The following is a 14,470-nucleotide window of genomic DNA, read 5'->3' on the forward strand; positions in this document are numbered from 1 at the left end:
TCCTCAGTGTTTTCGTGAGGTGAGCCCGCTGAGCGGCCCCGCCCCGGCGGTGGTCCCCGTCGTCCCGCCGTCCGTGCTCCCGCCGTCCGTCGTCCCGCCGTCCGTCGTCCCGCCGTCGGTGGTCCCGCCGTCCGTGGTGTCCCCGGTGGTGCCGCCGTCCGTCTGTCCCTGGGTCTGGCCCTCGGACTGCCCCTGGGTCTCGCCCTGGGTCTGCCCCTCGGTCTGTCCCTGCGTCTGCCCCTCGGTCTGTCCCTGGGTCTGGCCCTCGGTCTGTCCCTCGGTCTGGCCTTCGGTGTCCTGGCCGCCGGTCGCCGTGCCGCCGTCGTCCTGGCCGTAGGTGGGGGGTGTGCTGGGTTCGAGCGTCGGGAGCTGCTGCTGCTCGGCGCCCGGCTGGAGCTGGAGGTCGAAGCCCGTCGCGGGGGTGCCCTGGAGGGCGGCCTTCGTGAACTGGGCCCAGATCTGGGCGGGGTAGCCGCCGCCGTTGATGCGGTTCTGGCCGAGCGCGCCGTACAGGGACTTGTGGGCGCCCGTCTCGGGGTCCTGGCCCATGACGGAGACGACGGTGGCGAGGTCGGGGGTGTAGCCCGCGAACCAGGCGGCCTGGTCCTCCTCGGCCGTGCCGGTCTTGCCCGCGGCGGGGCGGCCGGCGGCCAGCGCGGCCGTGCCGGTGCCGCCCTCGACGACGCTCCGCAGGATGGACGTGGTCGTGTCCGCGGCCTCCCGGCTCACCGCCTGCTTCGTGTCCTTGTCCGGCAGCTCCGCATCCGCCGCGCCGTCCTTGCTGATCTTCTCGATGAGGGTGTACGTGCCGTGCTTGCCGTGGTTCGCGAGCGTGGCGTACGCCTCCGTCATGTCGAGGACGCTGGCGGTGGCCGAGCCGAGCGCGATGGAGGGGGAGGCGGTCAGGTCGGGGGTGTTGGACGGGATGCCGAGGCTGACGGCCGTCTGCTCGACCTTGTCCGAGCCGACGTCCACGGCCATCTGCGCGTACACCGCGTTCACCGACTTGTCGGTGGCGGTGCGCACGGTGATGTCGCCGTACGAGCGGCCGTCCTCGTTCTCGGGCGCGTAGTAGCCGCCGCTCCAGCCCTGCACGGGGCGCTTGTTGGTGCCGTCGTAGATGGTGTTCGGAGTGATGGTGCGGCCGTCCTGGGTCGTCGAGCCGTTCTGCACGGCCGAGGTGAACACGAACGGCTTGAAGGTGGAGCCGACTTGGTAGTCGCGGCGGGTCGCGTTGTTGACGTACTGCTTGGTGTAGTCGATACCGCCGTACATCGCGACGACCTTGCCGCTGGACGGGTCGATGGCGACACCGCCCGCGCGGACGTAGTTGTCGACCTTGCGGTTCTTCTTGTCGAGCTTGTCCATCACCTGGTCGTTGACGGCCTTCACGAAGGCGTCCTGTCTGGGCTTCTGCAGGGTGGTCGTGATGCGGTAGCCGCCGGTGGCGAGGGTGTCCTCGTCGAGGATCTTGTTGCTCGTCAGGTAGTCCTTGACGGCCTGCACCAGATAGCCGCGCTGCCCCGACATGCCCGCCGAGCCCTTGGCCTGCTTCGGCATCGGGAACTTGACGTTGTTCCGGTCCGACTGGGTCAGCCACTTCTTCTTGACCATGCCGTCGAGTACGTAGTTCCAGCGGGCGACGGCCGCGGACTTGTTCTCGGGGTGCGCGATCACGTCGTACTCGCTGGGCGCGTTGAGGAGCGCGGCGAGGTAGGCCCCCTGGCCGACCGTCAGGTCCTTGGCGTCGACGCTGTAGTACGCCTGGGCGGCGGCCTGGATGCCGTACGCGTTACGACCGAAGTAGCTGGTGTTGAGGTAGCCCTCGAGGATGTCGTCCTTGCTCTTCTCGCGGTCGAGCTTGATGGAGATGAAGAACTCCTTGAACTTCCGCGTGGCGGTCTGTTCCTGGCCCAGGTAGTAGTTCTTCACGTACTGCTGAGTGATCGTCGAGCCGGACTGTTTGCCCTTGCCGGTGGCCGTGTTCCAGGCGGCGCGGATCATCGCCGTCGGGTCGACGGCCGACTCGGAGTAGAAGTCGCGGTCCTCGGCGGCGAGGGTCGCGTGCTGGACGTCCTTGGAGATCTGCGCGAGCGACACGTTCTCCCGGTTGACCTCGCCGTCGCGGGCGAGTTGGCTGCCGTCCGCGTACAGGTAGACGTTGCTCTGCTTGGTTGCGGCGGCGTTCGCGGGCGGGATCTTCACCAGGTAGTAGCCGAGCGCGAAGAGGCCGAACAGGAGCAGTGTCACGCCGAGGAACGTGCCGAGCACGATCCGCCAGGTCGGGACGAGCCGGCGCCAACCGGTGCGCTTCCGCTTCTGCTTCTTGCCGGGCTTGCCCGGTGCACCCTGCGGTCCCGGTGTCGGGGCCGGTCCCGGTTCCGGTCCCGGTGCCAGATCCCTGGGTGCCCAGCCCTGGCTGGTCGGCTGCGGCTTGTTACTCATTTGTCGCCGGACTCCTGTTTCGCGTGCGTACGTTCCAGTACGCCCTCTTACGCCTTGTGCGCCCCCTCTTGAAGACTGTCGCACCAAGCGTTCCGTTCCCTCGGCCCGGCGCGCGTCGCGCCCGGAAAATGCTTGGCGGACCACGTCAACTCGGGGCTAGGCTCCTGCGCTTTGGCTCAACGCGGCGAACAGGGGCGGAGTTGTGGGCACAGGGCGGTTGTACGCGGCCGTCGCGGCGGGCGGGTTCCGGCGCTTCGCCACCTATCGGACGGCCACCGCGGCGGGGGTGTTCACCAACACGGTCTTCGGGCTGATCCTGGCGTACGTCTTCATCGCGCTGTGGGACACCAAACCGCACCTCGGCGGCTACGACCAGGCGCAGGCGCTCACCTATGTGTGGCTGGGCCAGGCGCTGCTCATGGTGGTGGCGGTGATGGGCGGCGGCTTCGAGGACGAGCTGATCGAGAGAATCCGTACGGGTGACATCGCGATCGATCTGTACCGGCCGGCCGACCTCCAGCTGTGGTGGCTGGCCCAGGACGCGGGCCGGGCGTTGTTCCACCTGCTGGGGCGCGGGGTGGTCCCGCTCGCCTTCGGCGCGGTCTTCTTCGATCTCGCGCTGCCCGCCTCCCCGTTGACCTGGATCGCCTTCCTCCTCGCGGTGGTCCTCGGGGTGATCGTCAGCTTCGCCCTCCGGTTCCTGGTGGCGCTGTCCGCGTTCTGGCTCCTCGACGGGGCGGGTGCGGCGCAGCTGGCCTGGATCGCGGGGATCTTCTGCTCGGGGATGCTGCTGCCGCTCAACGTCTTCCCGGGCGCGCTCGGCGAGGTCGTACGGGCCCTGCCCTGGTCGTCGTTGATCCAGGCACCGGTGGACGTCCTGCTCGGAACCGCCGACCCCCTGGGCACGTACGCCTTCCAGGCCGCCTGGGCGGTCGGGCTGCTGGCGGCCGGGCGGCTGGTCCAGTCGGTGGCTACGCGCAGGGTGGTGGTGCAGGGTGGCTGAGCGTTCCCTGGAGCCGCTGAGCCCGGCGGACGAGCGGTACGCGTCATGGGCCCGGCAGGGGGCGTACGCCCGCCTACGGGACGGAGTGCGCGCCTACCGCATGATCGCCGCCATGTGGATCCGCTCCACGATGGCCTACCGCGCCTCCTTCGCGATGACCACCTTCGGCAACTTCGCGGCGACCGCCCTCGACTTCGTCGCGATCCTGCTGATGTTCTCCCAGGTCGACCGGATCGGCGGCTACTCGCTGCCCGAGGTCGCCTTCCTGTACGGCGTCGCGGGCACCGCCTTCGGGCTCGCCGACCTGGCGCTCGGCTCGATGGACCGGCTCGGGCGCCGGGTGCGTGACGGCACGCTCGACACGCTCCTGGTGCGCCCCGTGCCCGTCCTCGCCCAGGTCGCCGCGGACCGCTTCGCGCTGCGCCGCCTCGGCAGGATCACCCAGGGACTGCTGGTCCTCGGGTACGCCATCGCCGTACTCGACATCTCCTGGACACCGCTCCGGCTGCTGATGATCCCGCTGATGCTGCTCAGCGGCGGCGTCATCTTCTCGGCCGTGTTCGTGGGAGGCGCGGCCTTCCAGTTCGTCGCGCAGGACGCCTCCGAGGTGCAGAACTCCTTCACGTACGGCGGCAGTACGCTCCTGCAGTACCCGCCGACCGTCTTCGCCAAGGACCTGCTACGCGGGGTGACCTTCGTGCTCCCGCTCGCCTTCGTCAACTGGCTGCCCGCGCTGTACGTGCTGGGGCGGCCCTATCCGCTCGACCTGCCGACGTGGGTCGCCTTCACACCGCCGCTGGTGGCGGCGGGCTGCTGTGCGCTGGCCGGGGTCGCCTGGCGCGCGGGGCTTCGGTCGTATCGGAGTACGGGGAGTTAGGGGAGTTGGACGTGGTAGTCGGTGCGGACAGTGAATTCAGTGGCGTGGAGGACGACTTCATCGCGCTCGACGGTGTCGAGAAGGTCTTCGACGTGCGCAAGAAGACCGGCTTCCTGCGCAGTGAGCGGCGGCAGGTGCGTGCCGTCGACTCCCTCTCCTTCACCGTGCCGCGCGGTGAGATGGTCGGCTACATCGGCCCGAACGGCGCGGGCAAATCCACCACCATCAAGATGCTGACCGGCATCCTCACCCCGAGCGGCGGCCGGCTGCGGGTCGCCGGCATCGACCCGTCGCGCGAGCGGACGCGGCTCGCGCGGCGCATCGGGGTCGTGTTCGGGCAGCGTACGACCCTGTGGTGGGACCTCCCGCTGATCGACTCGTACCGTCTGATGCACCGCATGTACCGGATCCCGGACAGGCGTTACCGCGAGAACCTCGACCGCTGTGTCGAACTCCTGGAACTGGCCGACCTGTTGGACGTGCCCGTACGCCAGCTCTCCCTGGGCCAGCGGATGCGCGGCGACATCGCGGCCGCGCTGCTGCACGACCCGGAGGTGCTCTACCTCGACGAGCCGACCATCGGCCTCGATGTGATCAGCAAGGCGCGGGTCCGGGAGTTCCTGCGCGAGCTGAACGCCGAGCGCGGCACGACCGTCCTGCTCACCACGCACGACCTCACCGACATCGAGCAGCTGTGCCGACGGGTGATGGTCATCGACCGTGGGCGGCTGATGTACGACGGCCCGCTGACCGGGCTGCACGAGGTGGGGGAGAGCGAGCGGACGCTGGTCGTGGACCTGGAGCGGGAGCTGCCGCCGATCGAGGTGGAGTCGGCGAAGGTGGTGAAGGTGGAGGGGCCGCGGCAGTGGCTCGCCTTCCCCGCGGCTCGCTCGGCGGCTCCGCTCGTGGCGCGGATCGCGGCGGAGTATCCGCTGGTGGATCTTTCGGTGCGGGAGCCGGACATCGAGGCGGTCATTGCCAAGATGTACGCACAGGGCGGCGCGGAGAAAGCGGTCTCGTAGCGAGGTCTTCGCGGATTGGCGGGCCGCATGGCCCGCTGGCCGGGGAACTCGTAGGCTGCTGTACATGACCGACGACGAACTTCCGGAGCTGCGTGCCTCCGACGCCGATCGTGAACGAGTCGCCGAACAGTTGAGGGACGCCCTCGCGGAGGGCCGCCTCGACATGGAGGAGTTCGAGGAGCGGCTGGAGGCGACGTACAAGGCACGCACGTACGGAGAGCTGACGCCGATCACCCGTGATCTGCCGGGCCCGGCGGCCGCGGCTCCCGTCTCCATGGTCAAGGAGCCTGTGCAGAGCGGGAGTTGGGCGGGGCGGATCGTCGGCGGCGAGGGTTCGTCGTCGTGGGGTGTGGCGATCCTGTCGGGGTTCGAGCGCAAGGGGCGCTGGACCGTGCCGCGGCGCTTCAACTCCTTCGCCTTCATGGGCGGCGGCGAGATCGACCTGCGCGAGGCGAACTTCGCGGACCGTGAGGTCGTCATCAACTGCGTCGCCGTCATGGGCGGGATGAACGTCGTCGTACCGCCCGGCGTCGAGGTCGTCGTGCGCGGCATCGGCATCATGGGCGGCTTCGACCACCGCGAGGAGGGGCAGCCCGGGGAGCCCGGCGCCCCGCGCGTGATCGTCACGGGCTTCGCCTTCTGGGGCGGCGTCGGCGTCGAACGCAAGCTGACCCGCGCCGAGCGGCTCCGCATCAAGGAGGAGCGCCGCCAGGAGAAGCTCGAACGGAGGGCGGCCCGCAAGGAGTTGCAGGGTTCCCAGGGGGCTCGGAGCGACGGTATGGACGACATGTACGACGCGCTTGACGAGGCCCGCGACCTGATCCGCGAGCGCCACGAGGAGCGCCGCGAACGGCACGAGGAGCGCAGGGAGCGCCACCGGGAGCGCCGGGAGGAGCGCCACCGCAGGCACTTCGGCGACCATTGACTCCCGGCCGGCCGGCGCGCTCCGTCGGGGGCGTGGGGCTGGAACATCATGCGGCTCCGCCGCGTGGGCGCGATCGGCCCCAGCCGACCCGCAGCCGAAAGAGCCGCTACAGCTCAGCCGGGACCGACCCCTTCAAGTCACCCAGGTCAAAGACTTCCGCCATCCGCTTGTACCCCTTGTCGCTGGGGTGCAAGTGATCCCCCGAGTCATAATCGCCCCGCAGCCGCCGGGGGTTGTAAGGATCACGAAGCGCCGCGTCGAAGTCGACGACGGCGTCGTACACCTTCCCTGCCCGAATCTCCGCGTTGACGGCCTGCCGCACGGCGTCCCGCGCGTCCGTGTACCCCCGGTGCCCCTGAAACGGCATCAGGGTGGCGCCGACGACCCGCAGTCCGCGGGCATGCGCCTGCCGCACCAGCTTCCGCAACCCGTCGGTGACGGTCCGGGGATCCACCTGATTCGGGTTGCGCAGAATGTCGTTGACGCCGAGGTCGATGACGACGGCCTTGACGTTCGTACGGTCGAGCACGTCACGCCCGAAGCGGGAGAGGCCACTTGGGTTGTCGGCCGGGCGGCCGAGCCCCGCGGCAAGGATCTGGTTCCCGCTGATGCCCTGGTTGACGACGCTGTAGCGCGGCACGTCGTCCGACCCGGCCGCGTCGCGCAGCCGGTCCGAAAGGACGTCGGTCCAACGGCGGTTGGCCCCGACCGAGGAGGTGATGCCGTCGGTGAGCGAGTCGCCCAGCACGACGACGGTGCCCGCCGACTCGTCGCTCAGCACGTCGAGGGCGGTCAGATAGCGCCAGTACTCGCTCTGCTCGGTGTACGCGGTGCCGGTCACGTCCTCCGTGCGGTCGCCGTCGGCGACGTACGACATCTGCCGCGCGTGCGGGTGGTAGGTGACCGGGCCGGACTGGCTGGGCGTGTACGTCGTCACCAGGACGTCCGAGCCGTGCGGGATCCGCACGCGTACGGCGTCGCTCATCACCTGCTCTCCGGCCGGGATGATGACCGAGGTGCCGCCGCCGAAGGTGAGGCGGCGCATGGTGTCGGTCGCGGCGGCGGCGTTGTTCACGGTCGCGGCGACGGCGATCGTGGCGTGGGTGATGTTCAGCGGCTGCTGCCCGTAGAGGTTGGACAGCGTGACGCGGGCGCTCGTACCGCCGGTGCTCGCGTGCACGACGTTGCGTACGGAGCGGCCCGCCATGCCGGTCGTCTCGGTACCGGGCTCGGCTCCGACGGGGGAGGCCGACCAGGCGCCGACCCAGGTGCCGGTGGAGGCGGGGGCGGCGGAGTTGTGCGGGGTGCGGCCGCTGGCGAGGTTGTTCTGGTCGCCGCCCTCGTCGGCCGAGACGCCGACGTATATGGCGCCGGAAAGAACCACGATCACGGCGATGATCGCGGCGAGCATGGCGCCGTGCCTCGCGGGGGACACCCCCGCACCCCCGGCGTGACGCTTGGTCATGCGGTGCGTGTCTCCTCGGACGATGGGAGCCCGAGGCTCCGATGTGATCACCCCATGATGCGTCATGGGGTGGGAGGACACCGACAGCGCCCCTAAGGGTCCCCCCGGACTTTTCCCCGTCCGAACAGACGCCGGGAACTCCTGTTCCGTTCCAGTAGTCGGTCAGGAAGGGACAATGTGTACGAGGTCACCGAACGGGTGGAGCGGATGGAACGTACGAAACGGGAAGAAGTGGGTGCCGAAGGGCAGCATGCCCGGCCGGGCGCCGCCGTGAACCCCGCGGTGACCGCCCCCGGGCCGCCGGGCCGGGCGATGACCTCCTTCAGCCCCGCCGACGAGGAGAAGCGCCGGGGCGTCCGCCGGATGAAGATCACGGCGACCGGCCTGCTGCTCTTCGTCGCGCTGGTGTACGTCCTCGCCAAGTGGGCGCAGAACTCCGGAGCCGGCGCCTGGGCGGGCTATGTCGCCGCGGCCGCCGAGGCCGGCATGGTCGGCGCGCTCGCCGACTGGTTCGCGGTCACGGCACTCTTCCGCCACCCGCTCGGCCTGCCCATCCCGCACACCGCGATCATCCCCACCAAGAAGGACCAGCTGGGCGTCTCACTCGGCGAGTTCGTCGGGGAGAACTTCCTCTCCGAGGAGGTCGTACGACAGCGGCTGCGTGCCGTCGGCATCGGCAGCCGGCTCGGCGCCTGGCTCGCCGAACCGGAGCACGCCGACCGCGTGACGGCGGAGCTATCCGCTGCCCTGCGCGGCGCGCTCACCGTGCTCCGCGACTCCGATGTGCAGGCGGTCGTCGGTGAGGCGATCACACGGCGTGCCGACGCCCAGGAGATCGCGCCCGGCATAGGGAAGATGCTGGAGAAGATCGTCGCGGACGGCGGCCACAAGCGCGTCGTGGACCTGATCTGCGTCCGCGCCCACGACTGGCTGGTGCTGCACGACGAGCAGGTCATGGACGCGATCGAGGGCGGCGCGCCCGGCTGGACCCCCCGTTTCGTCGACAGGAAGGTCGGCGAGCGTGTCTACAAGGAGCTGCTCCGCTTCGTCACCGAGATGCGCGACGCCCCCTCCCACCCGGCCCGCGGCGCCCTCGACCGCTTCCTCACCGACTTCGCCTCCGACCTCCAGTCCGACACGGACACACGGGCCCGCGTGGAGCGACTGAAGGGCGAGGTCCTCGGCCGCGGCGAGGTTCAGGACCTGATCGCCTCCGCCTGGACGGCCGTGCGCTCCATGATGGTGTCCGCCGCGGAGGACGAGCGCAGCGAGTTGCGGCTGCGGGTCCGGGCTTCCCTGCTGTCCCTGGGCGCCCGGATGTCCCTGGAGCCCAAGCTCCAGGCCAAGGTCGACAGCTGGGTCGAGGGCGCGGCGGTGTACGTGGTGACGACGTACCGCAAGGAGATCACCTCGCTCATCACCGACACCGTCGCGGGCTGGGACGCCGAGCACACGACCCGGAAGATCGAGGCCCACATCGGCCGCGACCTGCAGTTCATCCGGATCAACGGCACGGTGGTGGGCTCACTGGCGGGGCTGCTGATCTATCTGGTGTCGCGGGTGGTGGGGGCGTAACCGCACCTGGGCGGGGAACTCGGGCGGCGTTCGCTCAATGAGAGGGAGCCATGACCGCACCCGACTCACCGGCGTCCGTACCGGCCTCCACCGGAACCATCACGACGAACGTGCCCGCCCGCCTGGACCGGCTGCCGTGGTCCAAGTGGCACTGGATGATCGTGATCGGCCTGGGAACCGTCTGGATCCTGGACGGCCTGGAGGTCACCACCGTCGGCAACATCGCGAGCCGGCTCTCCGAGGACGGCAGCGGGCTGTCCATCTCCTCGGCCCAGGTCACAGGTGTCGCGGCGGCTCTCTACGTGGCGGGTGCCTGCGTGGGCGCGCTCTTCTTCGGCTGGCTGACCGACCGCTACGGCCGCAAGAAGCTCTTCATGGTGACCCTCGCCGTCTACCTCTCCGCGACCGCGCTGACCGCGCTCTCCTTCGACGCCTGGTGGTTCTTCACCTTCCGCTTCCTCACCGGCTTCGGCATCGGCGGTGAGTACGCGGCTATCAACTCGGCGATCGACGAGCTCATCCCCGCCAGGTTCCGCGGCCGGGTCGACCTGATCATCAACGGCAGCTACTGGCTCGGCGCGATCGGTGGCGCGCTGTTGTCCATCCTGATGCTGAACACCGACATCTTCCCCAAGGACCTCGGCTGGCGGTTGACCTTCGGCCTCGGAGTGGTCCTCGGGCTGGTGATCTTGCTGGTCAGGCGGCATGTGCCGGAGAGCCCGCGGTGGCAGTTCATCCACGGTCGCGGCGAGGACGCGCAGGCGCTGGTCAGCAGGGTGGAGCGGGAGATCGAGGAGGAGAAGGGCGAGCCACTGCCGCCCCCGCAGAGCGAGATCACCATCCAGCAGCGCAAGAGCATCGGCTTCGGCATCATCGCCAGGACCGTCTTCAGGCGCTATCCGAAACGGGCCGTGCTCGGCCTCGCCCTCTTCATCGGTCAGGCCTTCCTCTACAACGCGATCACCTTCGGCTTCGGCGCCATCCTCACCAAGTTCTTCGACGTGCCTTCCGGGGGAACCGGCTACTACTTCGCCGTCATCGCGGCCGGCAACTTCCTCGGTCCGCTGCTGCTCGGCAAGCTCTTCGACACGGTCGGCCGCCGGGTGATGATCTCCTCGACGTACCTGATCTCGGGTCTGCTGCTCTTCGGCACGGCGTGGCTCTTCGACCGGGGCTCGCTGAGCGCGGTGACCATGACGGCATGCTGGTGCGTGGTGCTGTTCTTCGCGTCGGCGGGCGCCTCCAGCGCGTATCTGACCGTCTCCGAGATCTTCCCGATGGAGACCCGAGCGATGGCCATCGCCTTCTTCTACGCCATCGGGACGGCCGCCGGAGGCATCAGCGGGCCGCTCGTCTTCGCCGACCTCACCGCGTCCGGAGTCGTCGGCGACACGGCGCTCGCCTTCCGGATCGGCGCGGGCCTGATGTGCGCGGCGGGCCTGGTCGCCGCGTTCCTCGCGGTGAACGCCGAGCGGCGCTCCCTGGAGGACATCGCCACACCGCTGTCGGTGGTACCGGCCGAGACCGCCGCGTCCTCCACGCCGGCGTCCTGACGTGAGTCGCCGGGCGTCGCTGAGTAGCGACTGAGTATGCGGTTCTGAGTACGCGTACTCTGTCGGCCCGCCGCCCGGGCGGGGACCCTCGTACGCATGACCGAGAAGCTGCTCCGCCCCTTGCGAACGCGCCCTTGGCCGGAACGCTGGCTGACGCGCGTGCTCGGCGCCGCCCTCTCCGTGGCGGCGTATCTCCTCTGCCTGCCCTGGGACTTGCGCAACCGCCCCGAGACGGCGGATTCGACCGTCGAGACGACGCCGGTGACCGGCCTGGGCGTCGTGTTCCTCGCCCTGATCCTGCTGGTCCTCGCCGCCTACTTCGGCCACCGGGACGCGCTGGCCTGGCCGTTGTTGCTGGTGGCGGTGCCGCCGGCGACCCTGCTGTACGTGTCCCTGCGCGCGCACCCCGGTCCGCCCGACGGCTTCGCGAACGCGTGGCCGCTGGCGTGGGCGTTCTTCACGCTGCTGGGGGCCGCCGGGGCACTCGTCGTGGCCGCGGTGGCACGGCAGTTCAGGGCGGACCTGGTGGACGAGGAGCTGAGCCTGGCCCACCACATGTGACACGAGTGGAGCCGCCGGGGGCGCCCGCGGGCCTCCCGCCGGCCGCCCACCGACGTCTCACTGGCCGCCCACCGACGTCTCACTGGCCGCACACCCACGGCTTACTGGCTGTAGAAGTACTGCGACCCCTTCTCGATGAAGTACGAGGCGTAGACGCGCCCGAGGGCCGGCTTGCCGCGGTACATGCCCACGTACTGGCGCGCGCTGTCGACCACGACGGGCCGCGTCATACAGGCGAACTTGATGCGCTGCTGCTCCTCCGCCCACCGCACGGCGGCCGGATCGACCCGGTCGCTGACGAGCAGCGGGAAGGCGCCGACCCCGTTCTGCATGCCGACGGGAAGGCCGCCCTTGGTGTCCTTGGCGTACGTCATCACCTGATCGGTGAAGGCGGAGATGGCGGGGACGGTGATCTCCGGAACCGCCGCGGCCACGGTGAACAGATGCAGCTTCGTCGCCATCCAGCGCATCTTGAAGTCGGCCCGCCGCCCCACGAGGACGGGCACCCCGGCCCAGTTCTCCCACCGGGTGGCGCATCCGTCGGCCGTGAGCCGACTCTCCACCGAGGCCAGGTAGGCCTGCGCGGAGGCCGGCTGCTCGTGCTGCCCGTACATCTGCCCATGCATGAGCGGGATCCTAAGCCCCCCCGTGCCGGGCGCTCGTCGTCGGTGTGCTCGGCTGGACTCACCAGGTGCCTGTCGCGCACAGCGTGCGGCAGGCCCGTTTCGTGCCCGCCACTGGAATGCTTCCATATCCGAAGAGAGGTGCGACAAGCGTGATCCCGATTCCTGCCGACCGTGGGATCGAAGAGTTCCTGCGCGTGGTTCCGCGAGCCCGCACCGTGCTCGAAGGCGTTGCCGCCTCCGATCCCGAGCGCTACGGCGCCTGGCTGGAGGGAAAGGCCGACGACCTCCTGCAATTCCTCCTTGAGGCGTTCACCAGGCCGATTCTGCTGCCCCTGCTGCGCGAGGGCGCCCCGTCGGCGACGGACGAGGCAGCGATCCGCGCGAGCTTCGAGTACGTCGAGGGCCTCGCGCTCAGCGACAACTCATACGTCGCCGGTTCGCTGCACTTCGGAATTCTGGAACAGTTTCTGGAGGGGGAGGAAATCATCCGCCGCGCCTGGCGGCACAGCCTTCCGGTGACGCGGGCGAAGCTCGTGTCGATGCTCGAGGAATATCCGGAGACGTTTCGCGGGCTGCGCGCGGAATTCTGAAATGCCGGGTGCCTGCGCATCGGGATTCTGACATGCCCGGTGCCTGCGCATCGGGCACCTTGTGAGTGGTTCGCCGTGCGGGGAGCTACGCCCCCGTGGTGGACCCCGGTCGAATGATCATCAGGATCGTGACGGTGGCCCAGAGGAGGTTGAAGATCCCGGTGAACATGGCGAGCCGAACGGTCGCGTTCCGAGCAACCGTGACCTCCCCGCCCCCGGCATCCCAGACACCCTCCGCGATCGCCGCCTGCCCGGGCAGGACCAGTGCGATGAGCACGACCGCGGCGACGGCCGTCAGCGCGATCGAGATGATCAGCCAGGTGTCGCCGAGTACACCCATGTTGCTCGCCGTGGCGAACCCGAAGACGGGAACGACGACGCCGACGGTGGCGTACACCCGGCAAATGCGGTGCAGCAGCCGCACTGTCGACACGGCCTGGGTGTTTTTCGGCTCGGCGAGGGCCTTGCGTGCGCTGGGCGGGAACATGCTCGCGGCGACGGTGACGGGCCCGATGGCGATGATCGCTGCGAGGACGTGAACGGCGAGGAGGAACTTGGTCACAGGGTGACGCTATGGGCGGGGCGGATCTTGGAGAAGTGGCGGTTTTGCCAGTACTCAACGGATTCTCGCCATCACGTCTGTGAAGCGGCTGAGAAGTGGCGAAGCGCCCGCGAAAGGTTCTCACCCCGGGCTTTCAAGGCTGATGGCGCTGACCGGATCCCGTCGTACCCCTACTCTCTAGCCGTGCACACCGTGGCCGTACTGGCGCTCGACCAGGTCATCCCGTTCGACCTCTCCGCACCGATCGACACCTTCGGCTGGGCCCGGTTGCCGGACGGCCGGGCGGCGTACCGGATCCGGGTCTGTTCGGTCGCGGCGGACGAGGAGGTGAGCGCGGGCCCGTTCGCGGTGCGCGCCCCGTACGGTCTGGAGGCGCTGGCGGAAGCGGACACGATCGTCCTGCCCGGCGTCGCCGACCCCACCGTCCCACTGCCGCCGGGCGTGGCGGAGGCGCTGCGCGCGGCGGCCGCGAACGGCACCCGGATCGCCTCGATCTGCGTCGGCGCCTTCGTCTTCGCCGCCACCGGCCTGCTGGACGGGCTGCGCGCGACGACCCACTGGATCGCGGCCCAGGACCTGGCGGCCATGTACCCGGCCGTGACCGTCGATCCGAACGTTCTCTACGTCGACAACGGCCAGTTCCTGACCTCGGCGGGCGCGGCCGCGGCCCTCGACATGTGCCTGCACATGATCCGCAAGGATCACGGCTCCGCCGTCGCCGCGCATGCCGCCCGGATGTCCGTCATGCCGCTCGAACGGGAGGGCGGCCAGGCCCAGTTCATCGTCCACGACCAGCCGCCGGTACCGGCCGGCACCACGATGGAGCCCCTCCTCGCCTGGCTGGAGGAGAACGCGGGCCACGACCTGACCCTGGAGGACATCGCCGCCCACGCCGGCATGAGCACCCGTACCCTCAACCGCCGCTTCCGTGAACAGACCGGCACGACGCCCCTCCAGTGGCTGCACCGGGCGCGGGTGCGGCGCGCCCAGTACCTCCTGGAGACGACCATGTATCCGGTCGAACGCATCGCGGTCCAGGCGGGGTTCGGCTCGCCGACGGCGTTCCGGGAGCGGTTCAAGCGGGTGGTGGGAACGAGTCCGAACGCGTATCGGCGAGCGTTTCAGGGGGCGGGCTCGGTGACGGGGCCCGTGTCCGCGTCCGGGGCCGCATCCGTGTCGGAGTCCGGGGCCGCATCCGTGTCCGCCGCGGCGGCCTCGTAGGCGCGCAAGGTGTCGATGACCAGTTGGCGCTGATCCGGGGCCGCC

At 69.8% G+C, this 14,470-nt stretch carries 13 protein-coding genes; 9 read left to right on the forward strand and 4 right to left on the reverse strand.

Annotation, left to right across the window (positions count from 1 at the left end; all coding sequences use genetic code 11):
• Positions 1–3 precede the first annotated feature (3 nt).
• Positions 4–2,445, reverse strand: a complete 2,442-nt coding sequence (locus ACZ4RZ_RS28745) for a transglycosylase domain-containing protein (protein WP_467748849.1) — start codon at positions 2,443–2,445, stop codon at positions 4–6.
• Positions 2,446–2,647: 202 nt separating this feature from the next.
• Between ACZ4RZ_RS28745 and ACZ4RZ_RS28750 the strand changes: the two genes are divergently transcribed.
• The 4 genes from ACZ4RZ_RS28750 (at position 2,648) to ACZ4RZ_RS28765 (ending at position 6,272) form a co-directional block, all read left to right on the forward strand.
• Positions 2,648–3,448: an ABC transporter permease gene (locus ACZ4RZ_RS28750; RefSeq protein ID WP_467748851.1), complete on the forward strand. Its 801-nt coding sequence runs from the start codon at positions 2,648–2,650 to the stop codon at positions 3,446–3,448.
• Between the two features lie 16 nt (positions 3,449–3,464).
• Complete coding sequence (locus ACZ4RZ_RS28755; protein WP_467748984.1) at positions 3,465–4,325, forward strand: ABC transporter permease; 861 nt, start codon at positions 3,465–3,467, stop codon at positions 4,323–4,325.
• An 11-nt stretch (positions 4,326–4,336) separates the two neighbouring features.
• The gene (locus ACZ4RZ_RS28760) at positions 4,337–5,347 is read left to right on the forward strand and encodes an ABC transporter ATP-binding protein (protein ID WP_467748853.1); all 1,011 of its coding nucleotides are present in this window, start codon (positions 4,337–4,339) and stop codon (positions 5,345–5,347) included.
• Between the two features lie 64 nt (positions 5,348–5,411).
• On the forward strand, positions 5,412–6,272 hold the full coding sequence (locus tag ACZ4RZ_RS28765) for a DUF1707 SHOCT-like domain-containing protein (protein ID WP_467748854.1): 861 nt from the start codon (positions 5,412–5,414) through the stop codon (positions 6,270–6,272).
• Positions 6,273–6,378: 106 nt separating this feature from the next.
• On the opposite strand, the gene ACZ4RZ_RS28770 is transcribed toward ACZ4RZ_RS28765, so the two are convergent.
• Positions 6,379–7,737, reverse strand: a complete 1,359-nt coding sequence (locus ACZ4RZ_RS28770) for an SGNH/GDSL hydrolase family protein (RefSeq protein ID WP_467748855.1) — start codon at positions 7,735–7,737, stop codon at positions 6,379–6,381.
• Between the two features lie 177 nt (positions 7,738–7,914).
• On the opposite strand from ACZ4RZ_RS28770, the gene ACZ4RZ_RS28775 reads away from it, so the two are divergent.
• From ACZ4RZ_RS28775 to ACZ4RZ_RS28785, 3 genes are all read left to right on the forward strand, one after another.
• Positions 7,915–9,312 carry a DUF445 domain-containing protein gene (locus ACZ4RZ_RS28775; RefSeq protein ID WP_467748857.1) on the forward strand — a complete coding sequence of 466 codons (1,398 nt, stop codon included), beginning with the start codon at positions 7,915–7,917 and terminating at the stop codon, positions 9,310–9,312.
• A gap of 50 nt (positions 9,313–9,362) precedes the next feature.
• Positions 9,363–10,865 (forward strand): MFS transporter, encoded by a 1,503-nt coding sequence (locus ACZ4RZ_RS28780; protein WP_467748859.1) that lies wholly within the window; start codon positions 9,363–9,365, stop codon positions 10,863–10,865.
• Positions 10,866–10,961: 96 nt separating this feature from the next.
• Positions 10,962–11,426 (forward strand): hypothetical protein, encoded by a 465-nt coding sequence (locus ACZ4RZ_RS28785; protein ID WP_467748860.1) that lies wholly within the window; start codon positions 10,962–10,964, stop codon positions 11,424–11,426.
• Between the two features lie 101 nt (positions 11,427–11,527).
• Here ACZ4RZ_RS28785 and ACZ4RZ_RS28790 read toward each other — a convergent pair whose 3' ends face one another.
• On the reverse strand, positions 11,528–12,052 hold the full coding sequence (locus ACZ4RZ_RS28790) for a levansucrase (protein ID WP_467748861.1): 525 nt from the start codon (positions 12,050–12,052) through the stop codon (positions 11,528–11,530).
• 65 nt (positions 12,053–12,117) lie between these two features.
• Here ACZ4RZ_RS28790 and ACZ4RZ_RS28795 point away from each other — a divergent pair, with 65 nt between their 5' ends.
• On the forward strand, positions 12,118–12,642 hold the full coding sequence (locus tag ACZ4RZ_RS28795; RefSeq protein ID WP_467748863.1) for a hypothetical protein: 525 nt from the start codon (positions 12,118–12,120) through the stop codon (positions 12,640–12,642).
• Between the two features lie 85 nt (positions 12,643–12,727).
• Here ACZ4RZ_RS28795 and ACZ4RZ_RS28800 read toward each other — a convergent pair whose 3' ends face one another.
• Positions 12,728–13,204: a DUF2269 family protein gene (locus ACZ4RZ_RS28800; protein WP_467748864.1), complete on the reverse strand. Its 477-nt coding sequence runs from the start codon at positions 13,202–13,204 to the stop codon at positions 12,728–12,730.
• Between the two features lie 183 nt (positions 13,205–13,387).
• Between ACZ4RZ_RS28800 and ACZ4RZ_RS28805 the strand changes: the two genes are divergently transcribed.
• Entirely contained in the window at positions 13,388–14,425 is a 1,038-nt protein-coding gene (locus ACZ4RZ_RS28805; RefSeq protein ID WP_467748865.1) for a GlxA family transcriptional regulator, read from the forward strand.
• The last annotated feature ends 45 nt before the right edge of the window (positions 14,426–14,470 follow it).

This window comes from Streptomyces sp. NPDC027189 (genome assembly GCF_055566975.1).